This is a genomic window from Azonexus sp. GW821-FHT04F04, assembly GCF_059420025.1.
The window spans coordinates 24,497-49,346 of sequence record NZ_JBWKSX010000003.1 but is presented as its reverse complement, the minus strand read 5'-3'; the positions used below and the strand labels follow the sequence as shown (position 1 = coordinate 49,346).

Here is a 24,850-nt window from a genome sequence, read left to right as displayed (position 1 = left end):
CTCAGCCGGCGAGATGGCAACTGACGGTGTGCGTTCCTGAAATCCCGGTGACGACCGGATAACGTAGCCGGCAGACATCTGTCGCCTGCGGACAACGCGGATGAAAGTGGCAACCGCTCGGCGGATTGGCCGGTGATGGCGTTTCGCCCGGCAGTCGAATCACCTCGGGATGACCGTCCAGATGCGGCGCCGGAACGGCCGACAATAGCGCTCGCGTGTAGGGATGCTGCGGCGAACGCAGGACTTCCTCCGCCCTGCCCTGCTCGACGATGCGGCCGAGATACATGACGGCAACGTCGTGAGCCAGATATTCCACCACGGCGAAGTTGTGCGTAATGAACAGGTAGGCGACGCCAAGTTCCGTCTGTAGCTTTTTGAGCAGGTTGAGGATTTGCGCCTGCACCGAGACGTCGAGCGCCGAAGTCGGTTCGTCGCAAATAAGCAGTTCCGGCTGCACGGCCAGGGCGCGGGCGATGGCGATGCGCTGGCGCTGACCACCGGAAAATTCGTGCGGATAGCGGTCGATGGCTTCGCTCGCCAAACCGACTTGCTGGAGCAGCGCGGCGACGGCGACTGCCCGCGCCGCGGAATCCGTCTCGACACCCAGCGCGCCCATGCCTTCGGCGATGATTTCGCCGACGCGCAGGCGCGGGTTGAGCGAGGCGAACGGGTCCTGGAAAATCATTTGCATGTGGCGACGGGCGTCACGCAAGCGCCGACCCTTGAGGCCGACCAGTTCGCTGCCGCCCAGCTTTACGCTGCCGGCCGTGGGCTGGATCAGCTGCAGCAGCGCCTTGCCGACTGTCGTCTTGCCGCAGCCTGATTCGCCGACCAGGGCCAGTGTGCGCCCGGCGGAAATGGCCAGCGAGACGCCGTCGACCGCACGGACGTGGCCGACGGTGCGCTGCAGGAAGCCCTTGCGGATCGGGAAATGGACTTTGAGGTCGCCGACTTGCAGAAAAGGCTTGCCGGGATCGATGTCGAGTTCGGTGACGGCGTGGCGGGTTCCTTCGTCCGCTACCGCCTCGCCCTGCCAGTGGCAGCGGACGGTGTGGCCATCGGCAACCTCACGCCACGGCGGGGAAACTTCGCGGCAGACCGCCATGACGTGGGCGCAGCGGTCGGCGAAGCGACAGCCGGCGGGCATGGCGGCCAACGATGGCACCTGGCCGGGGATAGTGGTCAATTTCAGGCCGCGCCGCGAGATCTCTGGCAGCGCCTCGAACAGCGCCTGTGTATAAGGGTGGCGCGGCTGGGTGAAAAATTCTTCGCGGCTGGCCACTTCGACCAGTTCGCCGGCATACATGACGCCGATGCGGTGAGCCATGCGGGCGACGACGCCGAGATCGTGGGTGATGAGCAGCATGCCCATGCCACGGTCAACCTGAATTTTGGCCAATAAATCGAGAATCTGGGCCTGGACGGTGACATCGAGGGCGGTGGTCGGCTCGTCGGCGATGAGCAGTTCCGGCTCGCCGGCCAGGGCGATGGCGATCATGACGCGCTGCTTCATGCCGCCGGAAAGCTGGAAGGGGTATTCGGTCAGCCGGCGTTCGGGATCGGCTATGCCGACCTGACGCAGCAGGTCGACCATGCGTTCAGTCGCCACTTCGCCACGCAAACCGAGGTGGCGTTCGAGCACTTCGCCGATCTGGCGGCCGACGGTGAGCACCGGGTTGAGGCTGGTCGCCGGTTCCTGAAAGATCATCGCCATCCGGCCGCCGCGGTAGGCGCGCATGTCGGCTTCGGAGAGGCTGAGCAGTGGCTCGCCTTCGAGGGCAACGCGGCCTTCGAGGATGCGCCCTGCGGCGGGCAGCAGGCGCATGATGCCCTGCGCCGTGGCCGACTTGCCGCAGCCCGATTCGCCGAGCAGGGCAAAGGTTTCGCCTTTTTCAATCGAGAAGGAAATGCCGTCGACCGCAGCCAGTGTTTTCTTGCCGGCGATGAAGCCAAGGCGGAGGTTGTCGACCTTCAACATTTACGCAGCCCTCGGGTCGAATGCGTCGCGCACGGCGTCGGCGAACAGGTTGGCGGCGAGGACGAGAATGAACATGGCCGCGAAGGCGGCGACCAGCGACCACCAGACGACCGGCTCGCGGCCGAGTTCCATGCGCGCGTTGTTGATCATCGTGCCGAAGCTGGTCATCGTCGGATCGACGCCGATACCGACGTAGGAGAGCACGGCTTCGGCCAGCACGAGCCCGGAGAAGTCCATGACCAGCGCGATGATGACGATGTGCATGAGGTTGGGCAGGATGTGGCGGACGATGATGCGCCAGCTCGACACGCCGAAGGCCTGCGCCGCCTGGATGTATTCGAGTTCGCGCAACTTGAGCGTCTCGCCGCGCAACAGCCGGCACAGCCCCGTCCAGCTCGTGATGCCGAGGATGAAGCAGAGGGCGAGCAGGCGCAGGTCGGCGCGCTCGGCGGCGGTCGAGAACCATTGCGGATGGGTGTCGATGACGACCTGCATCATGAGCACGGCGGCAGCGATGAGCAGCACGCCGGGAATCGAATTGAGCACGGTGTAGATGTACTGGATCAGGTCATCGACCCAGCCGCGGAAATAGCCGGCGACGATGCCGAGCAAAACCGCCATGGGCAGCATGACGAGCGTCGTAACGAGGCCGATGATGAGCCCGGTGCGCACGCTTTTGAGGATTTGATAGAGCACGTCCTGGCCGACCTTGTCGGTGCCGAAGACGTGGTAGTAGCCGGACAGCCAGAACAGCGGGACGGCAATAACCAGAATGAGCAGCAGCGTGAGGAGCACGGCATCCCAGGCGAAGGCCGCTTCACGCAATTTCAAATTCGGGCTTTTTTTCCGGTTGACCGTGGCAACCGCCCCGAACACGCCCAGCCATGCCACAAAACTCAGCATGCCGGCCTTGAAAGCCGTGAAAGCGGCATCCTCGGCCACTTCGTCCTCGCGCTCGCCGAGGTGCTGGCCACCATGCTTGAGGCGCGGGTAATCGCGCACCGTCCCCTGCCCCGGCACGTCGATGGTTTCCTTGGCGTAGAGCCGCGTGGCAAACGGTGCCGAATAGGTTTTTTCGTTGCGCGAACGCAGCGGCGTGGCCAGTGCATCGAGGACCGACAACACCTCGATCGCATAAACCGCCTTCTGCCCCGGCTTGCTTTCGAGCTGCGTCCGGTAATGCAGCGAATCAAGCAGGCCGATCAGAATGAAGGCGACCAGCACCGTCGCCGAGGCCATGCCAACGCGGTTGGCCCCGACCCGGCGCCAGGCGGCAAGCAGCGGCGGATTTTTCGCGATCAGCACGCCGACACCGACGCCAGCCGCGACGAGCAACCAGATCAGGATATCCGACCAGAGCACGACGACCTGGAAGCCCATCATTCGAAGCGTATCCGCGGATCAACCAGCGTGTAGGAAATGTCGGTCAGGATCAGGCCGACGATGTAGAGCACCGAGCCGATGAAGACCATCGAACGCACCACCGAGAAATCCTGCGCGTTGATCGCGTCGATGGTGTAACTGCCCAGCCCAGGGATCCCGAAGAAGGATTCGGTCAGCAGCGAGCCCATGAAGAGCAGTGGGATGACCACGACGACGCCGGTGAGGATCGGAATCAGCGCATTGCGCAAAATGTGGCGGAAGAAGACCAGCGTTTCCGGCAAACCCTTGGCGCGGGCGGTGCGCACGTAATCCTTGCTGACCTCTTCGAGAAAGATCGTCCGGTACCAACGCGTCGAGGAACCGATGCCGGACACGACGCCAATCAGCACCGGCAGAATCAGAAACCGCCACGCCTCCAGCCCATCGCCAAAGCCGGAAATCGGCACCAGCCGCCAGACCTTGCTGATCAGGTATTGCCCACCGATGATGTAGAACAAGCCGGAAATCGACATCGCCGCGACGCACAGCACGACACCCCAGAAATCGAAAGCGGTGGCGCGGAAGAAAGCCAGCGTCAGCGCGAAGGTGATGGTCACGAACAGGCCGAGAATGAATGTCGGCAGCGCGATGGCCAGCGAGGGCAACATCCGGTTGCCAATTTCGCGGGCGATATCGCGGCCATCCTCGGCCCGGCCGAAATCGCCAACGAACATGCGGGCCGATTTCTCGAAAAAGATCGTGTTGGTCAGGCTGGCCAAACCGCCAGCCTCGGAATTGATCAGCAGCGGCTTGTCGTAACCACGCTCGACCTTCCACTTCTGGATCGCCTCGGGCGTCACGCGCTTGACGCCGAGCTGCATGCGCGCCATGTCGTCGGGTGTATTGACGACAAAGAACAGCGCGAAGGTGACGAGGTTTACCCCGATCAAAATGGGGAGCGCGTAGAGCAGGCGGCGGATGATGTAAGCGAGCATTGGCCCGATTATGCCAAGAGCCGGCGAGAAGTGCTAAGACAAAGCAGGGCCGGGCAAATCACCCGACGTGGCCGTCTACCCGGCGTCATCCTCATCGTCAGCGCCCTGCAGACGCCGCTCGAGTCGCTCGTCAGGATTGGCGAAGTAGCAATCCAGCGCTTCCTTGAGGTTTTCGACGGCTTCGGCCTTGGTCAGGCCATCGGTCACAATGTCCAGTTCGATGCAGCGGGCGACAAAGACGCCATCTTCAAGATCGACGGTGAAGTTCAGTTTTTCAGCCATGAGTGTGATTCTGAAATGGTTTCCGGATACCGCGACACAGCCCGGCCGTGCCATGCGTTTTACATTTCTTAATTTTTCTTGCCTTTGCAGACCAGGGGCGTAACGGTAAAGTGCGCGTCTCGCCGGGCTTCAATCATGCGTATTTCGTTTTGATGGACCAATAAAAAAGCGCCCCGAAAGGCGCTTGATTATAGGCGCTGGCGGAGAGGGTGGGATTCGAACCCACGGTACCTTGCAGTACGCCTGATTTCGAGTCAGGTACATTCGACCACTCTGCCACCTCTCCGCAGCGGCCGGCATAATAGCACAACAGATGAACTGGATAAAACGCCTATCACTGCTCGCGGTCTGTTTTTTTGTCGCCACCTGCGGCTACGTCGGGTCACGCCTGCCGCTGCCCTTTCCGACGCCGGCCCAGCACGACCTGGTGGTCCTGATCCAGCCGGGTCTGCTGACCTATGCAACCGACGACAACGGCAACCCGACCGGACTTGAATACGATCTGGCCCAGACCTTTGCCCAGGAACTTGGCGTCGCCGTCAAATTCGAGGTTGTCGAACCCGATCAGCTTGATGACCGTCTGGCCAGCAATGACTATCACCTTGCTGCCGCCTGGTTGCCCCCGGGAACCGACTCCGATGTCCAGGCCACCCCGCCGATCTTTCTGACCCGCGACATCCTCGCCCAGAGCGATGCCTCGCTACCGCTCACCGAGTTGCAGCAACTGGCCGACCAGACCGTCCACGTCATGGCCGGCTCGCGCCAGGCCGCCACGCTGAATCGACTGGCCAAGGAAATTCACGGACTCAGAGTCGTTGAATTCAGCACGGGAGACATCCTCGAACTGCTCGAAAAGCTCGGCAGCCAGGGCATTCAATACGTCGCCATCGACGAAAGCTTCGAAGACATCGCCAACCAGTTCGTCCCCAACTTGCGCACCACCCTGCCCCTCAGCCAGACGCAGCCGGTGGTCTGGCAACTGGGCAAGCATCCGAATCCGGAACTGCGCGAACGGCTCAACGCCTTTATCGAACGCGTCCAGCACGACGGCACGCTGGCCCGGCTGGAGGATCGCTATCTTGGCCATGTCCGGCGCCTGACCCAGGCCGATGTGATCAAGTTCCTCGGCGAGGTCGAGACCACGCTGCCCAAGTTCCGCAAGTCCTTCCAGGCGGCCCAGGCGCTGACCGGCATCGACTGGCGACTGCTCGCCGCCGTCGCCTACCACGAGTCGAACTGGGACCCGAACGCGACCAGTTACACCAATGTGCGCGGCATCATGATGCTCACCGAAGAGACAGCCGATCACCTGCAAGTCAGCAACCGTCTCGATCCGAGCGAAAGCATCCTGGCCGGTGCCCGCTACATCAACATGCTCAAGGAAGCGCTGCCGGAGGAAGTCAGCGAGCCGGATCGCACCTGGCTGGCGCTCGCTGCATACAACATCGGCCCCGGCCACTTCAACGGTGCCCGGTTGCTGGCCAAACACCTGAAAGCCGACCCCGACTCGTGGTACGACATGAAGCGCGTCCTGCCCAAACTAGCCCAGCCAAAATACGCCAGCATGGTCAAGACGGGCCGCGCCCGCGGTGGCGAAGCGGTCATTCTGGTCGAGAACATCCGCAGCTATTACGACATCCTGCTGCGCAACGCCGCGCCCTTCGCCCCGACGCCCTCAGCGGCAGCCAGCCTGACCCGTCTGGTGCTCGAAATCGAAGAGCGGCGCAAGGCCTACGTCAAGCGGATCGCCGCCGCCAAGACGATCTCGGCGACGGAACAGGAAGAGACGGGGGAGGCTACCCTGCGTCTGCCGACCATTGGGCAGGAAGTCAAAGACTGAACCTCTCCCCCTCTCAGGGGAAGGAGGCTGATCCAGTCAGCTTAGCTGGCGGAAAGCACTTCCAGCCCCCCCATGTACGGGCGCAGCACAACCGGAACGGTCACGCTGCCATCGGCCTGCTGATAGTTTTCCAGGATGGCGACCAGCGTACGGCCGACGGCCAGACCGGAACCGTTCAGCGTGTGGCACAGCTCCGGCTTGTTCTTGTCGTTGCGGAAACGGGCCTGCATGCGACGGGCCTGGAAGGCGCCGAAGTTGGAGCAGGACGAAATCTCGCGATAGGTGTTCTGGGCCGGCAGCCAGACTTCGAGGTCGTAGGTCTTGGCCGCGGAGAAACCCATGTCGCCGGTGCACAGCACCATGCGGCGGTACGGCAGTTCGAGCTTTTCGAGGATGACTTCGGCGTGGCGGGTCAGCGCTTCGTGCGCTTCTGCCGACTGCTCGGGATGGACGACCTGAACCAACTCGACCTTGTCGAACTGGTGCTGGCGGATCATGCCGCGGACATCGCGGCCGCCCGAACCGGCTTCGGAACGGAAGCACGGCGTGTGGCAGACGAACTTGAGCGGCAGGCTTTCGGCGGCGAGGATTTCGTCGCGCACGATGTTGGTCACCGGCACTTCGGCCGTCGGGATCAGGTAGAGCGGGTCCTGATCGCCCCGCAGCACCTTGAACAGATCCTCCTCGAACTTCGGCAGCTGGCCGGTGCCGTAGAGGCTGGCAGCATTGACGAGATACGGCGCGTAAAGCTCGGTGTAACCGTGGTCAGCCGTGTGCGTGTCGAGCATGAACTGGGCAAGCGCCCGGTGCAGACGGGCCAGGCCGCCCTTGAGCAGCGAGAAGCGCGAGCCGGCGATCTTGGCGGCAGTGGTGAAATCGAGCTGGCCGAGCTGTTCGCCGACATCGGTGTGATCCTTGACCGGGAAATCGAAGCTGCGCGGCGTACCCCAGCGCTTGATTTCGACGTTGCCGGTTTCGTCGGAACCGACCGGCACGGACTCGTCGGGAATATTCGGCAGCGCGGCGAGGATGGCGTTGAACTGTTCGAGCAACTCGCCGAGACGGGCTTCGGAAGACTTCAACTCGTCACCCAAGGCGCCAACCTGCGCCATGACTTCGGAAGCATCCTTGCCCTGCCCCTTCAACATGCCGATCTGCTTGGACAGCGAATTGCGCTGCGCCTGCAGTTCCTGCGTGCGGCTCTGCAGCGTCTTGCGCTCGGCTTCGAGCGTCTTGAATTCGGTGAAATCGATGGGCTTGCCGCGCTTGGCCAGGCCTTCGGCCACGGCATCGAGATTGGAGCGGAGTTGTTGGATATCGAGCATGGGTTTTCCTGAATTTCTACGGTCGACCGGAAAAAACGGCCAAAAACGAAATTATACGCGAGGGATAGGGCAAGCCGATCCGGGCCGGCCTCCGCATTGAAGCCCCCGACCGGCCAAATTTGGGTACCATCCAAGCCATAAGAAAACACATCCGACCTTGCCCGCGCATTTTCGGAGACCGCAATGGAAAAACCCGTTGCCCGGCATTTGCCCAGCAGAGCCGTTTCGTTCTTTTGCCGTATCGCTGCCGCAGGCCTGATCGCCGGCGCCGGCCTCTTCCCGGCTGCCCATGCCGGCGACCTGAGCAAGGCCGATATCGAACGTCGCTTCGAGCCGCCGTTGCACGTTCAGGACAAGCTGACCCAGATTCCCGCCTGGCCGCTGACCAGTGAACTGGAGCCGGAAGCCGGCCCGGTCGCCTACGTTTTCGAATCGATCGATCTGGCGCCGGTTCCCGGTTTCGAGGGCACGCCGATGAATTTCCTGGTCTCCATCGACCGCAAGGGAAATTTCATGAATGTCGAGTTGCTGCGCCAGCATGAGCCGGTTTTTCTCGGCGGCCTCGGCGAAGCGCCCCTGCGCGAGTTCGTCACCCAGTACGCCGGCCGCAACATCAAGCAACAGTTCCTGATCGCCCTCAACGCCGCGCGCAATCGCACCGGCCCGGCTGACACGCGCAGCGGTCAGACGACGCTGGACGGCGTCTCGAAAGCCACCGCCTCAGTGCGCATCGTGAACCAGAGCGTGCTCGGCGCCGCCCTTGAAGTCGCCCGCGCCAAGCTGGGTTTTGCCGACCGCAGCAAGCACGGCCCGGCGGCGCAGGTGCGTACCGACGTTGACGACCCGGTGGCCTTTGCCGAGATGGTCAAGAACGGCATGGTCGGCCGTTTGCGCCTGAGCAATGCCGAGGTCGAAAAGCTGTTCGTCGGGACCGATGGCGCCGAGGTCGACGAAGAAGGCCTGGCCCAGGCGGAGGCCGTGTTCACCGACATCTACATCGCCTACCTCAACACGCCCAGCATCGGCCGCGCCATCCTCGGCGAGGCGCAGTACAAGGAGGCGATGGCGCGCAATTTCGAGAACCGTCACCTGTGGTGGATCGCCTCGGCCGGACGCTACCCCATCGTTGATGACAACTTCGTGCCGGGCGGCCAGTCCTCGCGCCTGAGCATGGCCCAGGACGGCCTTTTTCTCGAACTGCGCGACCAGGGTTTCGAGCCGAAAGACATCGCCGGGCCGCCGGAACTCAACACCTCGCGCCTGTTTGGCGTCTACGCCGAAGCCGGCCTCGACCCCGGCCGCCCGCTCGACCTGACGCTGACCATCACGCGCGCCAAGGGCATGATCCTGCCCACCCTCACGCACAAGACGGTAACGCTCAAATACGCCCCGCCCAGCCGCCTGTTCAGCTACCCGCCCGAACCGCTGCCCGAATGGGTGCTGGCCTGGCAGCAGCGCTGGCTCGACCTGAGCATCCTGAGCGCCGCGCTGATCCTGCTCAGCGTCGCCCTTGCCCGGCCGCGCTGGATTTCGGTCGACGCTCGCCGCTTGAAGATTTTCCGCCTCGGCTTTCTCGCCTTCACGCTGCTCTACATCGGCTGGACCATTCAGGGCCAACTTTCCATCGTCCAGGTCACCGGCGCCCTCAAATCGCTGAAATCCGGCCAGGGCCTGTCGAGTTTCCTCTACGACCCGATTTCGCTGCTGCTCATCGCCTTCACGCTGGTCAGCTTCGTCGTCTGGGGTCGCGGCACCTTCTGCGGCTGGCTTTGCCCGTTCGGTGCGCTGCAGGAATTTGTCGGGTTGCTCGCCCGCAAGTTGCATTTGCCGCGCCTGCACATTCCGCTGGCCGTCGCCAAAAAGCTCGAATCGGGCCGCTATGTCGCCCTCGCCGTGCTGGTCGGTGCCGCCCTGTTCGTTCCGCGCCAGGGCGAAAGCCTCAACGAACTCGAACCGTTCAAGACGGCGATCACCGTCGGCTTTGACCGCAGCTGGCCGTTCGTCGCCTACGCCGTTGCGCTGCTCGTCGCCGGCGCCTTTTATTACAAATTTTTCTGCCGCTTCATCTGCCCGCTCGGCGCAGTCATGTCGCTCGGCGGGCGGCTGCGCCGTTTCGACTGGCTGACCCGCCGCGTCGAATGCGGCAAACCCTGCCAGAGCTGCAAGGCCAAATGCGCCTATGACGCCATCGAACCAACTGGCGAAATCCGCTACGACGCCTGCTTCCAGTGCCTCGACTGCGTCGGCATCTACCACGACGCCAAGCGCTGCCCGGTACTGCTCTACGAAAAGAAGGGTTTGGTTCTCACGCCGAAAGGCGTGATGGTCGCCGGATCAAACGGCTGAGCAGCGACCAGAAGCGCGTCAGCAACCAGCCGGCGAGCACCAGAAAAACGACGAGCAGGCCGAGGAACAGCAGCGGTGAGGCGAACATGGCCCACAGCCCGCCAAGCACCATGCCCTCCTCGCCGAACGAGGCGATCCAGTTCGAAAACGGCTCGGGCGAGGTGTTGATGGCCAACCGGCTGCCGGCCTTGGCGAAATGGGTGCCAGCGGTGATCGTGCCGCCGATCAGCCCGGCCGCCACCGCCCACGCCGGATCGACCTCGCCCATGGCAAACGCCGCGAGCAAGGCCCCGGCCGGAATGCGGATGAAAGTCTGGAAGCCGTCCCACAGCGAATCGAAGGCGGGAATCTTGTCGGCGATCAGTTCGGCCAAAGCCATCAGCCCGGCAACCCCGATGACCAGCGGGTTGTGCAGCACCGAAAGCGTTTCCGGCAGATGCAGGTAGCCAAAATTGCTCAACAGGCCGGTCAGGAAAACCACCAGATACAACCGCAAACCGCTCGCCCAGGCCAGGCCGGCGGACAGGGCGATGGTCTGGAACATGTCCATTACTTCTTGCCGGCCTTGCGATCCAGTTCCCGCAGGTGCGCCAGCTTCTGGCCGATCTGCCCTTCCAGCCCGCGCGGTGTTGGCTCGTACCAGCCCGGTTCGGCCATGCCGTCCGGCAGGTAGGTTTCGCCGGCGGCGTAGGCTTCGGGCTCGTCGTGGGCGTAGCGGTAGGCGTGGCCGTGGCCGAGGTCTTTCATGAGTTTGGTCGGCGCGTTGCGCAGGTGGTTGGGCACCGGGCGCGAGCCGTCCTGCTTCACGTAGGCGCGGGCGGCGTTGTAGGCCATGTAGCCGGCATTCGATTTGGCGGCGACGGCCAGATAGATCACCGCCTGGCCGAGCGCCAGTTCGCCCTCGGGCGAGCCGAGGCGTTCGTAGGTTTCGGCTGCGTCGTTGGCGATCTGCATGGCGCGCGGGTCGGCCAGGCCGATGTCCTCCCAGGCCATGCGGACGATGCGCCGGGCGAGATAGCGGGCATCGGCGCCGCCATCGAGCATGCGGGTCAGCCAGTAGAGCGCGCCGTCCGGGTTCGAGCCGCGCACCGATTTGTGCAGGGCCGAGATCTGGTCGTAGAACGCATCGCCGCCCTTGTCGAAACGGCGCAGGCTTTGCGCCATCGTTTTTTCGATAAATTCCCCGTTGACCGTGGGAACGCCGGCCGTGCGGGCTGCCGTGCGGACTTGTTCGAGCAGGTTGAGCAAACGCCGAGCATCGCCGTCGGCCAGGCCGATCAGGCGTTCGCGGGCAGCAGCTTCAAAGCTCAGGTCGGCCAGCGCCTGAGCGCAGGCGCGGTCGAAAAGCTGGCCCATCTCGGCTTCGTCGAGCGATTTGAGGACATAGACCGAAGCCCGCGACAGCAAGGCAGAGTTCAGTTCGAACGAGGGGTTTTCGGTAGTCGCGCCGATAAAGGTGAGCAGCCCGGATTCGACAAAGGGCAGGAAGCCGTCCTGCTGCGCCTTGTTGAAGCGAACACTAAAGCATTGAACTTTGTTATAAAATAACGACTTACGAAGATTTTTAACTGACTTTCTGGCACAAATTTATTGAACACGGCACAAATTTGGCACAAACTTTTTTCTTTGTGCCGTTCTAGCTTTGAGCATTCTGTGGCCGCACATTTTTGCAGCCACACCACACGGAGAAATTCGCATGTCCGTCTATACCGTTGAGTATTCCCGCAAGAACCCAGAGACCAAGCGGAACATCACAGTAGTCAAATACCGCGCCCAGGTAAAGCACAACGGCAAGGCCCACACCAAGCTGTTTGACACCGAGCGAGAAGCCAAGGACTGGGAAGCCCAGAAGGAAAAAGAGCTATCGGGCATGGCTACAGTAGAGAACCTGATCACCGAGGCGAACAAGATCACCATGAGAATGCTCTTGGCGGAGCACTTCAAACAACACCTGTCCAAACAGAGCCCCAACTCCTACAAGACCAATCAAAACCGCAGTCTGCGAGCTATTCCTGAGTTCAAAATTCCCTACGAGCTCATTCACAAGCGGATCAACAAGTACAAGTACAGCAAAACGATTGTGCAGGCAATCATTGAGCAAACCCAGAAAGATTCCTTTGACTACATGAAAGACGGAATTCCGTTTGGGGACTTTTTTGTTGAAACCGTGGATATGCAGCTCATCCTTGCTTACATCAAGGCAAGGAAGGTAAAGGCTAACACCCTACTTCGGGAGCTTTCCACCATTTCTGGTGCCTTCACGCACGCCTACAAATACTTCACTGAATTTGAAGATGGTCTTGAAAACCCCATCAAAAAACTTCCCCGAAACGAGAAGCCAAAACCTGACAACAGCAGAAGAACAATCATCAATGAAGAACAGACATTGAAGATTGCAGAATATCTGAACATGAAGGCAAACCAAGAGCCTTACTATTGCTTTATCCAGTGCATCTATTCAGGTTGTCGCCGTGTTGAATGTCTTTCAATGGAATGGGAAAACATTGACTGGAAAAATCAGACTGTCTTGATCCCAAAGACGAAAAACGGAAAACCCCGTGACATCCCCATTGAGCCTTCTTTCCTTGCATACCTGAACGAACGAAGGAAGGAAAAAGGCAAAGTGTTCAAGCTGACCTACTTCAACATGCGAGCTTACTGGGTTGAAGCAACAAAGCAACTTGGCTACTACGACAATGAAAGAGAACGGCTTTACTTCCACGACACCAGAAGGACTGCCATCACTAACAATCTGCGACAAGCCGAAGGCAACAACTTCAAGCTTGCCAAGGTCTTCGGCTTGAAGACGACCGAGATTGAAAAGCAAAAAACTGCCATTGATCAAGACCTGTCAGGCATCATCCGCAAGCTACAAAATGGCGAGAAACTGACCCCAAAGGAAATCAGTTTGCTGGCGGGCCACAGCAGCACCAATGTAACCAATGACACCTACAACGCTGACCGCTAGAACGGAATGGCAAGGGACCACGGTTCGCCGTGGCCCCAATAAAATTACAGCACCCCAGTCCGTTCAAACATCTTCTTCAGGTATGCCGGCCCACCTTCGTCCATGAACAGGACATTCCGGTCTTCCAGTTCTTCTTGCTTGCAGGTCACATTCAGCAAGTCACCAAAAGCCGTGCCAGACAGGATGAATGCATTCAAGGTCAGCTTGGGGTCCCCCAGCTTTTCCTGAAGCACCTTCACTTCTTTGAATAGCCCCAACTTCGGATCGGTCAGGTTCATCTGCCGAATGCCCTTCGGATCAATGAAGTTCAGGCACTGCTGACCCGTTTCTTCATCTACCAGCCAGAGCAGGTAATCAGGGTAAAAATTGCCCGCCAAGGCAAAGCCCAGACCCTTGGCTTTGGTATCGGCGTTGCGCAACAGGTAGAGACTTCGCTTACCGATGATCTGCTGCCCCAGTGGCGACTGGTAGAAGGCTTCCAGGTCCCGAACAAACTGGATTTCGCTGGGTGCATCAAAAGCAAGGGGACGCATTTTCAGCGGAACAGCCCCTTCAATGGCGAACAAGGGGTAATACAGGTGGCTGTCAAAACAGATCGCTACCATCTGACCCGCATTCCACTGACTCGCTTCGCCCAGCTTGCCATCCCGCACCAGCTCTTGGAGAACCTTCAGTTTTTTCTCGTAGGCTTCGCCGTCTTCCGTGTCTTCAATCTCAAACTGATAAACCTTGAGCAGCGTGTCATCGTCTTCTTTGACGGTCACGATGTCGTAAAACTGCCCTTCATACGCGGATTTCAACGACTTGTAGAACCTGTCGGTGTAGTCCTGAAGCAGACGGATCAGAATTTCTTCCTGTTTGAGAATGTCGGCAAAGCCACGAATGCTCAGTTCAGATTTTGGGATGAACAACGTGTACCAGTCATGATGGTTCAGGCAAAAATCCATCAGACGAGCCCGGTCTAGTCGCAGGTTGCTCCAGCTTCGCAGTTGCTTGAACTCCTGTACCGCCAGGTAGATTCGGTCAAAGTCAAACATTGCCATGGTTTCGCTGGCAATCTTGCCCATGTGCCGAATATTGCCTTCAGGACCAGCACTACCCTTATCCTGACTGGCCAATGCTTCCAGCTTAGGATACAAGTCCAACGTGATGTGGGCTTCCTTGATCTTGCCCGCAAACTCAGCAGGCACTTCATAGAGCCACGGATAGACGGTTCGCTTGAATCCCTTGATCTGGTTGTCCTTGTAGCCGTCCTTCAACGACAAGGTTTTGAGCTTGCTTTTCGGCAGATTGGGCCGAGTCTCAAAATCCAGTTCAATGATTTCGTCGCTTGGGGTGATCCCTTCTTCTTTCAGGTATTCCTTGAAAGCAGCCATGTAGCCCGCATTCACACCAAAAATATTCAGGGTTTCCAAGCGTTCAAGGTGGGCCCCCTTGGGCCGTTGTGCCGGTGTGCTGCGCTTGAGCGAGTAATCCCGTCCTTTCAGACGAACACCGCGCCCGAACAACTGGATGATCTGGGAGCCTTCCCCCTTCCCCATGTTCAGCAGGCCCATGGTGGAAACCCGCCAACTGCTCCAGCCTTCGGTGAATTTGCGAGAGCCAATCAGGACATGCAACTCGCTGTCCTTGTTGTTCAGCGTACCGAACACAGACCCGCCGAAGTCATCCGCTTCCGTGTCAAACAGCGCCAGGTTTTCGGGCTTTTCGGCTTCCTTGAAAAAGCCTGCATCGTCACCAATGTTGATCAGGCCGAACGGCTCAGACTCACCCACCCGCAGGACCAACTCCCCCTTGCTGTTTTTGAGATTGACCACCTTCAGGCGCTGCTTGGCGTCAGCATTGAACAAGAGCTTCAGGATGCCGCTGTACACATCGTTCGCAGTGAATGCCATCAACGGGGTGAAACGGTCATGGAAAATGTTGCGCCCCTTGCCATCCAGCAAACGCGCCGTGTTAGCCAGCAAATCCTTCAGCCACAGCTTGGTTTTGGCTTCGTCGTTCAGGAACCCCGCAAAGAAACGCAACACATTCAGGATGTCCGAATCTTCGCCCGATACCGTATTGCCGACGAACACCCACAGGGGTTTTTCAATGTTGAAATCGGTCAGCTTGTCACGGTTCGCCCCCCACAGGTATTGCTGCTGGTAGAAGCTCAACAGACACGCCGTGAAGTATTGGCGGGCAATGTCTTCTTGGCTGTATTCGTCATCCTTCAGATTCAGGATGAGCGATTCCTTGCCGTAGCCGTCTTCGTAGAAAAACTTGTAGGAGTAGTCAAACAGAATGCTCTTGGCGTAAACCTCACGGGTGGCCAAGGTTCGGGCACGCCGCTTTTCTTCCGTGGTCAGTGTCAAAGCCTGCTTCTGTGACTCATCCAGCTTCTTCAGGTTCGTGGTTTCGAAGAGAACTTTCGCCTTCTTCTTCATCGTCTCGGCTTCGGCCTTCTGCACGGTAAAACCCTTGGCTACCGCCTGACCGAAGGTGGCGGAATACTCAAAGGCAAAACCACCACGAACCAGCGTTTCACGGCGAGACATCCAGGCCCCGGCTGCGGTGCCCGTGCCACGATGGCCTTCATCCACCAGCACCAAGTTTTTACCTTCAAAGGCTTCCACGGCAACGGTTTTGTCGCCCATTTCGTCGCCCAGCTTGTTGATGTCAATGATCTCAATCGTGCCTTTGAAGACACCACTACGATTTTTGTCAAACATGCGGCTGAAGCCAAAACCTGACAAGTTCAGTTCAGCCAAGTGCTGGCGAGACAAGCCTTCATTCGGCGTGAGCAGAATGATCTTGTCGGGATAGGCATCCTTGCCCTTCTGGAAGTAGTGCAGATACTGGCGAATATTCACATGCAACAGCAGGGTTTTGCCGCTACCCGTGGCATTCCAGAAGGCGAGCTTGTTCAGCTCGTCAGCACCAAATGGCTGAAATCGGTTATCAGCATCAGCCTGCTTGTTGTAGATCTTCAGTTGCTCGTTCAGGCCATCCAGCAAGGCTTGGGGCTTGTTGAAATACCAGTCCAGATAAATCTCTGTGAAGAGCAGCGACAGATACTGGAAATACTTCATGTTGAGGACAGTGCCCTCAAGCTTGTTACGCCTTTCGGTAATGGCGTTCCAGTGCTGGACAATGTTCAGGTCATAGCGACGAAGGTCTTGCTCGCTGAACCGATCCACTTCAAACAAGTTCTGGGTCAGCTCATGGAAAAAGCCTGTTTGCCCATCGTCATCAATGCCTTCATGCCGATCTTCACCCAAGCGAATTTTCAGGCCGGCAAGACTGCCCCCCTTGAAGAAGCCCAACAACCACTGGTTAAGAACAAGCTGTTTGTGAAAGCTGGCCATGGTCAAGCTTCCGTGTTGAACATGCGGGACATGAATTCAGGTTCAATCTGGCGAATTTTCAGGGTTTTGGTGATGCCCCCTTCGGCTTCCGTACTGGTGAAGACCGCAGGAATGTTGTGATCGCCATTGATGTACACCACATCAAATTCACTGTCGGCAGGATTGATCGCCAGCTTGTCGCACAAGCGGTTCAGTTCGTCATAGGACAGTTTTTCAACATCCCGCCACAGCACCAGAGCTTTTTCACCAGACGGAAGAGCCCCCGTAACGGCGAAAAACCCCCGGTCAATTTGCATATCTACATGCTTGACCCGCAGACCAATCAAGTAGTTGAAGGTTTCCACCAGGTCAATGGTTCGCTCTTCATAGGCCCCCGCAGAATCCACCGTTACCTTCAGCTTGCAGTCAAAGGGCTTCTTGAATTTATCCACTGATAGCAAAGAGCCACGACTTTCAATATCCAGCATGTAACGCAAAAGGTAGTCTTCCTTCGCCTCTGAGGGCATGGACTCAAGAAGACTTTGCTGGGATTTCGAACGAGTCAAATGAAGATTATTCAGTGTATCTTCATAGCTCTCAAGCTTGATAATCTTAAAAGCATGTGAAATGCCAGTGTGAGGCGACGTCGCTTTTCCATCTTTCCAGTCTGAAGAATAGACAATCTTTTGAACGCGAGGCTTTGTTACAGTTTCAAAGTATTCACCTTGCTCAACAATAATAAACCTCCGACTACCCGAATCTTCTCGGTTAAGAGCGAGTACAGCATGTGCCGTTGTTCCTGAACCTGCAAAATAATCTAGAACTAAACCAGTCTTCCCAAGATTTGAAGCTCTCAATGAATCAATGACAAGTTGCAAAGCTTTTGGAAATGAAAAATCGGCGATTTTTCCAAAAATTTTGGTAAGTAAGTTGGTCCCATACTCAGTTGCAGAGTAAAGCTTACTATCCCACCATGTAACAGGAAGCATGCCTTCAGAAGACATCCTTGATTTCATATAAACCCCAGTTCTTCCTGACTGGTCTGGCCTAGAAACGAAATGCTCTATTTCCGTGGCGAAAGACTCTGCCCCCCACTTCCATCTCAACTCTTCACCTGTCTCAGTCACCGGCCAAACAACTTCCTCATTATCCGCAGGAGACTCCATCAGATCCCAGGAGTTGGTCAAGATGTTCCAATTGATCTCTGGAAGGCGAACCTTCCCATCCATAGCGAAAATCGGATAGAACATTTTTGGCCGAGCCGAACGCATGGCTTCAACTCCACCATGCTTTCTAAAATTCACCCATTCAAATCTTCCTATTTGATCTTCTTCAGAATAGCGGGCAAGCTGACGATCGTTTCTAGGCAACCGACCAACTTTGCCTTGATCGCTTGTGGGAGCAAAAATTGCATACTCATGTGCTTCTGAAAATCCCTTTGGTGTTGATCTTCCAGCAGGATTGCTTCGCACAGCCGCAACCCCCAGAATCGAACCGAACACTTCTTCCAAAAGCAGCTTTAATTTTGAATACTCAGTGTCATCAATCGCAACACAAGTGATCGAATTTTCAGAAAGAAGTGGCTTTGCCACGTTCAGCCTATTTTCAATCAAAGACAACCAAGAAGAATCTTTAAATCCATTCTTGTACATTATTGCTGAAGCATTTGTGTTGTACGGAGGATCTATATAAACACTATCAACCTGCCCCCTATACCGCTCACTCAGCAGATTGAGAGCCTGATAGTTATCTCCATGAACAAGAATACCTTCAATACCTACGTCAATATCGTGTATAGACGAGACAATGGCAACCTTAAATGAATCGTTAAACAATGATGTATCAGCCATCAAATATTGATGAGATGACAAGTATTCAACACTACCACTTTTAGCCTGAGCAAATAAGTCAGACTTTTTCCCATCAAGCATTCCAAGAGCTTCCCACTGCTCCCACTGCTTAACATTAGCAGCAATCACCGGATAGAGAGTTTCTGGAATGCGATCTAGCGTGATGCAATAATTCGTGCTAACCACAAACTTCTTCTTCAACCAAAGCTTCTTCTGAAAGTCTTCTAGTTGCGCAAGAAAGGTTGTCAGATCCAACGCAATGGCACGAAAGGTCTGAATCAGGCGAAGTGTTTTCTCAATATCAGAAAACTTCTCTGCCGACTGCACATCATCAAGGTGCATGACTTCATTCTTGATGTAGAAGTCCAGTTCGCGACGAAGAAAGCCGCCCAAGTCTTTGTGGATGAAGTAGTCGGCTGAATTCTTCGTGGTGTAGCTGGTCAGACACTTTTCCAACAATGTCCTTTGCGGATTTTTCTCCGTGGGTTCCCTTCGGCTCAGATCCAGCCAACGAGCTTGAACAACGGGATCAGCAAGAATGGCATCCACAGCCTTGGACACCAGAGCATCCTGCTTGCTGCCCTTGGGCATGGCTTTGTAATCAAAGCGAATCACCAGCTCGTTGCCAACTTCTTCAATTGGAAAATATTTCTGTTCATACTCTTCACCGTTTTCGTCCAGAAGGGTTCTGGTGTGCCGGTCAATCAGAACGAAAAGGCGTTCCTTGTCATTGTCCTTGCGGTTGTCTTTGGCCGTATCCGCTGCCACCAGACGGAACTTGACCGTGCGACCATCATCCAGTTTGAAGCCATAGTTGGAGAAGTTCTCACCGCTCTTGGTGTAATACTGATCCTTGTTCGCCCAGTGCAACACCACTTCTTCCCCTGCATAGGGAATGGCATAGGTATCACCCTTGTAACGCCGCTGGCTGATGAAATCGCCCTTGTCGTAGTAGCGGGAAAAGAAGGTCAGCAAATGTGTGAAAACGGCATTTTCATGTTCGGCACCGCCTGAACCCAGATCGGCAATTTTCTGCCGCAGTTCCTTCACCTTCGGCACATTGTCAGGGTCCATGCCGTCAGCCCGATACTGGGCTTCCTTGTCCTTCAGCTCTTTTTGCAAGGCTTCCAGGTTGCCCGCACCAGAGGCAGCAAGGCTTTCAGCGACTTTTGCTTTCAGCCCGTTCTCAAGGTAGTCATTGATCTCACCCACACGGGCATTGAGAATGCGATAGACACCAAAGTCCAGTTCAGGACGGTCAATTTGAAAAATCTCTTTCAGCTTGCGAACCAGGTCGTCGTATTTGCTCATGTTCTCGTTCATTCAATCATTGTTAGACCACTGCCCACGCTAGGGAGAACAGGGTTTTGGATTCGGTTTTTTGGGTCAAGCGTTTTTCCAGCGACTCAATCAGGGCATCCCGTTTTTCTATGATGTCGTCTTCCACCTGAAAGATTTCTTGCCGCTGTCGCCGTTGCTGCTTTTCCAGCTTTTGGATACGTTGCTGTATCTCGTGCTGTTCGTCCAGGTTCGTGGCAAGCCGGGCCTGCCGTTGAGCTACTTTGATCTGCTCTTTGGTATCCCGTAAGGCTTTTTCTGCGGCCAGCACCAAGTCATCAGCCCATTTTTCCAGCTTTTCACGGGCTTCATTGAAGTGCTTGTTGTTCGCTTCCAGCGACTGGCTGATGGTGGCTTTGGCATGGCGCTGGGACTCTGCCGCCAGTCTCGTCACTACCGAGTCAGGGATTGTCGTCGGAACGGCACTGTCAGCCATGCAGTTGAACAACTTTTCGCAGGTTTCTTGCTCAAGGGGCGTTCCGTCTGCATCCAAGGCTGAGAACAGCAAATATTCTTCACGCTCGTAGCTGTCTATGGCCAAGGCGGTCAGGGTCAAGTAGCCCTGCTTGCCCCGCAGAGACTCCACCAGGTGCAGGCGGGTTGGGTGCTGGCTGACATTGAAAACCACCTTGGCAACAGGCGTGACCAAAGCCTTGGCTTGATCAATCACATATTCGCCCAACGGGTGCGACAGCCGGTAGAGATAAGTGCCATAGTCGGGATCATCTTTCTCTATGGACTTGGGCCCTGACTTGGAAATCAGGTGATAGCGACCGGCAGGGATGCTTTGTGCCGGTGGCTTGGCAATATCAAAAGCAAGGTTTTCGTCATCAAACCGGGCTTGTTCACGGAGCATGAACTGAGTGACTGACCAGAAGCGTTTGCTGAATTTGTCTAGCTGGGCTTTGGTGTCCGACAACTGGACCCGCAACCGTTCATGGACATCTTCGTCAAAGTTTTCAAGCAGCATCTTGCGGGTGTCGCTCATCCTTGCTTGGATGCGCTCGTCCATTTCAGCTTGCAGGGCTTTGAAGGCCGTTTCGATTTCTTCTGGGGTTCGGCATTCCTGATAGATGGTCAGGATGCGCTTCTCAAAATCCACCCCCGATTCAATGCTACCAAGCACTTCATCAGAAGCCCCGAAGACCCCGTTGAACAGGTTGAATTTTTCGGTCAGTAGTTCCAGGACACGGCGATCCGCTTGGTTGCGCTCGTTCAGGAAGTTGATAACGACCACATCATGCTTCTGACCATAACGGTGGCAACGACCAATCCGCTGTTCAACCCGCTGGGGATTCCATGGCAAGTCGTAGTTGATGACCAAAGAACAGAACTGGATATTCACCCCTTCCGCCGCCGCTTCAGTGGCGATCAGGATGGTGCCCTTGTCCCTGAAATGCTCAATAAGGGCCGTTCGAATATCAATGTCACGGGAGCCAGCAATCCGACCCGTGCCTTGGTTGGCCATCAGCCACTTCTCATAGATGGCGGTAGCTTCAGGACTGTTGTTCGTGCCACTGAACAGAACCACTTGCCCGGCATAGCCGTTCGCTTCAAGGTAGTCCTTCAGGTAAAACTGTGTCCTGCGGGATTCGGTGAAGATCAGTGCTTTTTTCTGTGCCCCCGTCACCGCCATCTGCTGAAAACCAATATCCAAGGCCGACAGCAGGCTTCGGGTTTTGGTGTCGGTGCCGATGCTTCGTGCCAGTGCAGCCAACTCACTCAGCAGTCGGATTTCTTCATTGAGTTGCTTACGATCTATGTCTTGTGGCTGGGTGTCACCATCTTCTTCAAGGTTATCCAGCTCCAGGATCTCGTCCAGCAAATCGCCTTCAATGTCTTCGTCAGAAATCAGTGACTCGGCAAAATCAGGGTCATCCTGCAATTTCTCATCCCGCAACGCTTCCAGCCGGACCTTCATGGTTTCTAAGGTGCCTGCTACCGCCAAGGACGAAGACGCCAGCAGTTTACGAAGAATCAGTTCGGTCAGGTGTCGTTGCCGATGCGGGATGGCATAGCTGTTGGGACGGGTCAGAAATTCGCTGACTGCTTCATAAAGCCGATGCTCATCGTCCGTAGGGCTGAAGGGACGAGTGATCGCCTTTCGCTCTGTGTAGCGGATGTATTCAGTGACCTGATTGCGAAGGGTGCGCCGGCAAAACCCCGACAGCCGTTCCCGCAAACCGTCCAAGTCCCCGCCTGCCGATACATACTGACTGCGGAAGGCATTCACATCCCCAAAGATGTGGTCATCTATGAGCGTGGCCAGTCCGTACAGCTCAAGCAGGGAGTTTTGCAAGGGGGTTGCTGTTAGCAGCAGCTTGCGACAATCTTCCATCGCCCACCGAAGACCTTGACCAATCTTGTTGCTCTCACGGTAGGCGTTACGTAATTTGTGGGCTTCATCAATGACCGCCAGGTCCCACTGGATCGCCTTGAGCTCATCCCGAATTTTGTGAGCATAGTTGTAGGACAGGACGACGATGGCTTTCTGGTTCAGCGGTGATTTGCCTTGTTTCAGGAAATCACGGGAAGTCTTGGCATCCAGCACCACGGCGGGCAGGTTGAATTTCTCTTCCAGTTCAAGCGCCCATTGCTTGCGCAACGAGGCAGGACAAATCACCAGCAGACGGCGACGCCGCTCTGACCAATACTGGCAAAGGACGATCCCAGCTTCGATGGTCTTGCCCAGACCGACTTCATCAGCCAGCAGCACCCCCTTGGAGAGCGGCGACTTCAAGGCGAACAGTGCCGCTTCAATCTGGTGGGGGTTCAGATCCACACTGGCGTCAAACAGGGACTGGGACAGCCTACCTACATCATTGGGAGCGTGCCGTCTGGTCAGCTCGTGGGCAAAATACTTGGCATGGAAGGATGTGATCATGTCCCTGAACTGTCTAGTTATATGTTCAACAAGGGGACACTGCCCCCCCAGGAACCGGGCTCGTCAGCATCCGATGCAACGGCACCTTAGCATTCTAAGCCACTACCCCTTGTCATAGACAGTCTTGACAAGATTCTCTTCATCAAAACAAAGGGCAAAGAACACAATAACAACATGGCGTAACAACATCTGTGAAAGATGAAAATAGTCTTCTTAAAAAAGCTTTGATCCATGTCTAGCGAGCATTGACGCAGCCATTCTTGATGCTATGATCCATACAGATCAACGAAACACCTGATGAGCTTCGTTGAATCAAATGCTTCAACAACTTTGAAAGGTAAAGAGATGACTTTCCCAAAACAGGCTGAACTAGCGGCACTAGGAAAAAGAGTTTCCGATGGCTTGAGCAAAGAAGAATTAGACAAGCTTGTTTCACTAACCGCAGAGAAATCTGAATGGGAAGCCAATCAGATTAAGAAGGTTAAAGATATTGTTACATTGATTCAGATGGAAAAGGTTTCATTGATCTCACTGATTGAAAATCAGGCTTACACAAAAAATGACCTAAAATTGGCCGCAGCGCGTTTTGGCATCATAAAATCTGACCAGAACGATGATGTCGACACAACCAAAAGTGACGATAATGGGAAAACCAGAAAACAGAAAACTGGTCCTGTCGTTTTTACCTTTGAATCGGTTGGCGGTTTGCGTTCTGCACTGATTCGCCAAGATAGCAATCTCCCCCAGACTCCCAATGAGAGCCACCTAGCTTTCTTCATGAAACCAGGTAGCACCAAAGAGAAGCTGATGAAGCTCCAAGAAAAAAACGCCGAAAATGCAGAGTTTTTAAAATCAGATGACGGCAAGAAACTTATCAATGACTGGGTGAATTGGTTTGACACAAAAGTGAAGAAATACGTGGAAAATCATCCAGAAAAAATTCCCGCTAAAGCTTGATCTAAATTGATTTCAACCCAGCCCACTTCGGTGGGCTTTTTAACGCGAGTACGACATGCACGGACGACCGAGCAAACTGGATCAATCAGGCATTTATGCCAGCCCGAACACTGCTCTTGGACAAGAGATCGCCCGTGCTTTGGTTGAGCAAGGCGAATTCTATTTTTCAAGCAGCCAACAAATTCTGGATGCCTTTGGTCAGGCCTTTGAACGAGCAGACACGCAGCAAGCCATAGACAACATCCTGACCTTCACCAAACAACTCAAGGAACTGGGTTGCCACATGCGTGAATTTGGCTATCTGGTGATTGACGACAGCCAAGGTAAATACGCCCTGACCTACACGGTTGAGAGCTACCAATACGAGAACGATCCGCTTTGGGTCAATGAAGTTTTTACCTTGGATACCCCGCTGATCATGCTCATCAACATCTTCGCCAGCCACTGGAATGACTGCTATGAGAAGGTGCCCATGCAGGACATCATCAATGTAGCGAACGGTAATTAGCAGAAATTCACCTATGACCAGGATCAAAGTGAAGTCATAAAATAATCAGCCACTTCAAGACCATAGTTATCCTTCACTGCTTCAACGATACCTTGCTTCAAATAAGCAGGTGCTTTTCTTAAACGCTGATCTTTGCTTTCATTACAAAGGCAAACCAATGCAGCAACTCCGCAAACGTAGTCTTTGTTTAGCAAGTCTGCACGATTTTTTGAATTACTAGGTCTTGGTTTGTGTTTCTCACTTTTAAGACTAGCTAAAATTTTAAGAACTTCATCAACAGATTCGTCGATGATTTTAGATTTAGCTTTGGCTTGCCGATAGGATTGAGAAATAATATTTTTATCTTCGTCATCACAGATCTCCGAAAACTGACGATAGTGAAATGGTCGATTTTCAAAGTCAGGGTCAAGTTCCCGAAGAAAGTCTTCATCAAGGTCCGGAAGTTTTAAGTAGTGCCTAGGAATAACGATCTCTAGCAGCGCCTGACACTTGTCATGCAGTGTCATCGTTGAAATTGCTTTGTGATGAAGCAACATCCAAGGTTCAGTCTTCGTGAATCGCTCAAGAAGCTTATCTACATGGCTTCCGCATGCCGCAGCATCATCATTAAGCACATCCCATATTGGGGATAGCCAAACTTCTGCTGTACCAGGCAACTTTTGGCCAACAACGGTAACCGTCCCCGGCATGGGACGCCGCTTACCGCTCTGATACATCCCCCACAAGCTGGGCGTATTCACAACACTCAACCGAATATCCAAGACGGACAGCTTGTCTGTGCCGAGAGCGGCTAGACACGCCTTTACCCATGCCTTCCCACGCAGACGCCGTGGCTCATCAGGCTCATCAATTTCATCATCAATGTCTGGATTTTCGCTCATACCACAA

Annotated in this window: 15 protein-coding genes, 1 tRNA gene and 1 pseudogene; 5 read left to right on the top strand and 12 right to left on the bottom strand. The window is 55.7% G+C overall.

Translation table 11 applies throughout. The features are described from left to right. Position 1: 1 nt before the first annotated feature. From AC07TV_RS07600 to AC07TV_RS07580, 5 genes are all read right to left on the bottom strand, one after another. Positions 2 to 1,978, bottom strand: a complete 1,977-nt coding sequence (locus tag AC07TV_RS07600) for an ABC transporter ATP-binding protein (protein ID WP_494647794.1) — start codon at positions 1,976 to 1,978, stop codon at positions 2 to 4. Further along, positions 1,979 to 3,358 carry an ABC transporter permease gene (locus tag AC07TV_RS07595; RefSeq protein ID WP_494648122.1) on the bottom strand — a complete coding sequence of 460 codons (1,380 nt, stop codon included), beginning with the start codon at positions 3,356 to 3,358 and terminating at the stop codon, positions 1,979 to 1,981. It lies immediately after the preceding gene. Beyond that, a complete protein-coding gene (locus tag AC07TV_RS07590) occupies positions 3,358 to 4,335 on the bottom strand; it encodes an ABC transporter permease (RefSeq protein WP_494647793.1) in 978 nt (325 codons plus the stop codon). Before AC07TV_RS07590 ends, AC07TV_RS07595 begins: the two co-directional genes overlap by 1 nt. A gap of 75 nt (positions 4,336 to 4,410) precedes the next feature. Then, the gene (locus AC07TV_RS07585) at positions 4,411 to 4,617 is read right to left on the bottom strand and encodes a type II toxin-antitoxin system HicB family antitoxin (protein ID WP_494647792.1); all 207 of its coding nucleotides are present in this window, start codon (positions 4,615 to 4,617) and stop codon (positions 4,411 to 4,413) included. A gap of 198 nt (positions 4,618 to 4,815) precedes the next feature. Beyond that, positions 4,816 to 4,903 (bottom strand) — tRNA-Ser (locus tag AC07TV_RS07580). A 27-nt stretch (positions 4,904 to 4,930) separates the two neighbouring features. On the opposite strand from AC07TV_RS07580, the gene mltF reads away from it, so the two are divergent. Continuing rightward, positions 4,931 to 6,457, top strand: a complete 1,527-nt coding sequence (mltF, locus tag AC07TV_RS07575; RefSeq protein WP_494647791.1) for a membrane-bound lytic murein transglycosylase MltF — start codon at positions 4,931 to 4,933, stop codon at positions 6,455 to 6,457. A 41-nt stretch (positions 6,458 to 6,498) separates the two neighbouring features. On the opposite strand, the gene serS is transcribed toward mltF, so the two are convergent. Next, positions 6,499 to 7,782 carry a serine--tRNA ligase gene (serS, locus tag AC07TV_RS07570; RefSeq protein ID WP_494647790.1) on the bottom strand — a complete coding sequence of 428 codons (1,284 nt, stop codon included), beginning with the start codon at positions 7,780 to 7,782 and terminating at the stop codon, positions 6,499 to 6,501. A 183-nt stretch (positions 7,783 to 7,965) separates the two neighbouring features. Here serS and AC07TV_RS07565 point away from each other — a divergent pair, with 183 nt between their 5' ends. Then, positions 7,966 to 10,128 carry a 4Fe-4S binding protein gene (locus AC07TV_RS07565; RefSeq protein ID WP_494647789.1) on the top strand — a complete coding sequence of 721 codons (2,163 nt, stop codon included), beginning with the start codon at positions 7,966 to 7,968 and terminating at the stop codon, positions 10,126 to 10,128. Here AC07TV_RS07565 and AC07TV_RS07560 read toward each other — a convergent pair. Together AC07TV_RS07560 and AC07TV_RS07555 are read right to left on the bottom strand one after the other, a co-directional pair. Further along, on the bottom strand, positions 10,088 to 10,672 hold the full coding sequence (locus AC07TV_RS07560) for a DUF4126 domain-containing protein (protein ID WP_494647788.1): 585 nt from the start codon (positions 10,670 to 10,672) through the stop codon (positions 10,088 to 10,090). The two genes, AC07TV_RS07565 and AC07TV_RS07560, sit on opposite strands and share 41 nt — an antisense overlap. Before the next feature lie 5 nt (positions 10,673 to 10,677). Further along, positions 10,678 to 11,643, bottom strand: a pseudogene (locus AC07TV_RS07555) (replication-associated recombination protein A); the annotation flags it as partial. Between the two features lie 181 nt (positions 11,644 to 11,824). Between AC07TV_RS07555 and AC07TV_RS07550 the strand changes: the two are divergent. Then, positions 11,825 to 13,096, top strand: a complete 1,272-nt coding sequence (locus AC07TV_RS07550) for a tyrosine-type recombinase/integrase (protein ID WP_301101477.1) — start codon at positions 11,825 to 11,827, stop codon at positions 13,094 to 13,096. 44 nt (positions 13,097 to 13,140) lie between these two features. Here the strand turns inward: AC07TV_RS07550 and AC07TV_RS07545 are convergent, their stop codons facing one another. The 3 genes from AC07TV_RS07545 to AC07TV_RS07535 are packed head-to-tail and all read right to left on the bottom strand — an operon-like array spanning position 13,141 to position 22,497. Further along, positions 13,141 to 16,446 carry a DEAD/DEAH box helicase family protein gene (locus AC07TV_RS07545; protein ID WP_494647787.1) on the bottom strand — a complete coding sequence of 1,102 codons (3,306 nt, stop codon included), beginning with the start codon at positions 16,444 to 16,446 and terminating at the stop codon, positions 13,141 to 13,143. A gap of 2 nt (positions 16,447 to 16,448) precedes the next feature. Beyond that, positions 16,449 to 19,586, bottom strand: a complete 3,138-nt coding sequence (locus AC07TV_RS07540; RefSeq protein ID WP_494647786.1) for a site-specific DNA-methyltransferase — start codon at positions 19,584 to 19,586, stop codon at positions 16,449 to 16,451. Between the two features lie 22 nt (positions 19,587 to 19,608). Continuing rightward, positions 19,609 to 22,497 (bottom strand): SNF2-related protein, encoded by a 2,889-nt coding sequence (locus AC07TV_RS07535; RefSeq protein WP_494647785.1) that lies wholly within the window; start codon positions 22,495 to 22,497, stop codon positions 19,609 to 19,611. A gap of 297 nt (positions 22,498 to 22,794) precedes the next feature. Here AC07TV_RS07535 and AC07TV_RS07530 point away from each other — a divergent pair, with 297 nt between their 5' ends. Together AC07TV_RS07530 and AC07TV_RS07525 are read left to right on the top strand one after the other, a co-directional pair. After that, positions 22,795 to 23,454, top strand: coding sequence for a hypothetical protein (locus AC07TV_RS07530; RefSeq protein WP_494647784.1), 660 nt, complete (start codon positions 22,795 to 22,797; stop codon positions 23,452 to 23,454). 55 nt (positions 23,455 to 23,509) lie between these two features. After that, positions 23,510 to 23,962: a hypothetical protein gene (locus AC07TV_RS07525; RefSeq protein WP_494647783.1), complete on the top strand. Its 453-nt coding sequence runs from the start codon at positions 23,510 to 23,512 to the stop codon at positions 23,960 to 23,962. Between the two features lie 23 nt (positions 23,963 to 23,985). Here AC07TV_RS07525 and AC07TV_RS07520 read toward each other — a convergent pair whose 3' ends face one another. Further along, positions 23,986 to 24,843: a hypothetical protein gene (locus AC07TV_RS07520; RefSeq protein ID WP_494647782.1), complete on the bottom strand. Its 858-nt coding sequence runs from the start codon at positions 24,841 to 24,843 to the stop codon at positions 23,986 to 23,988. Between the last annotated feature and the right edge of the window lie 7 nt (positions 24,844 to 24,850).

Bases quoted from the DNA above. Each gene is read 5' to 3' on its own strand.
- AC07TV_RS07600 (WP_494647794.1), bottom strand. From the start codon at position 1,978: ATGTTGAAGGTCGACAACCTCCGCCTTGGCTTCATCGCCGGCAAGAAA.
- AC07TV_RS07595 (WP_494648122.1), bottom strand. From the start codon at position 3,358: ATGGGCTTCCAGGTCGTCGTGCTCTGGTCGGATATCCTGATCTGGTTG.
- AC07TV_RS07590 (WP_494647793.1), bottom strand. From the start codon at position 4,335: ATGCTCGCTTACATCATCCGCCGCCTGCTCTACGCGCTCCCCATTTTG.
- AC07TV_RS07585 (WP_494647792.1), bottom strand. From the start codon at position 4,617: ATGGCTGAAAAACTGAACTTCACCGTCGATCTTGAAGATGGCGTCTTT.
- mltF (WP_494647791.1), top strand. From the start codon at position 4,931: ATGAACTGGATAAAACGCCTATCACTGCTCGCGGTCTGTTTTTTTGTC.
- serS (WP_494647790.1), bottom strand. From the start codon at position 7,782: ATGCTCGATATCCAACAACTCCGCTCCAATCTCGATGCCGTGGCCGAA.
- AC07TV_RS07565 (WP_494647789.1), top strand. From the start codon at position 7,966: ATGGAAAAACCCGTTGCCCGGCATTTGCCCAGCAGAGCCGTTTCGTTC.
- AC07TV_RS07560 (WP_494647788.1), bottom strand. From the start codon at position 10,672: ATGTTCCAGACCATCGCCCTGTCCGCCGGCCTGGCCTGGGCGAGCGGT.
- AC07TV_RS07550 (WP_301101477.1), top strand. From the start codon at position 11,825: ATGTCCGTCTATACCGTTGAGTATTCCCGCAAGAACCCAGAGACCAAG.
- AC07TV_RS07545 (WP_494647787.1), bottom strand. From the start codon at position 16,446: ATGGCCAGCTTTCACAAACAGCTTGTTCTTAACCAGTGGTTGTTGGGC.
- AC07TV_RS07540 (WP_494647786.1), bottom strand. From the start codon at position 19,586: ATGAGCAAATACGACGACCTGGTTCGCAAGCTGAAAGAGATTTTTCAA.
- AC07TV_RS07535 (WP_494647785.1), bottom strand. From the start codon at position 22,497: ATGATCACATCCTTCCATGCCAAGTATTTTGCCCACGAGCTGACCAGA.
- AC07TV_RS07530 (WP_494647784.1), top strand. From the start codon at position 22,795: ATGAGCTTCGTTGAATCAAATGCTTCAACAACTTTGAAAGGTAAAGAG.
- AC07TV_RS07525 (WP_494647783.1), top strand. From the start codon at position 23,510: ATGCACGGACGACCGAGCAAACTGGATCAATCAGGCATTTATGCCAGC.
- AC07TV_RS07520 (WP_494647782.1), bottom strand. From the start codon at position 24,843: ATGAGCGAAAATCCAGACATTGATGATGAAATTGATGAGCCTGATGAG.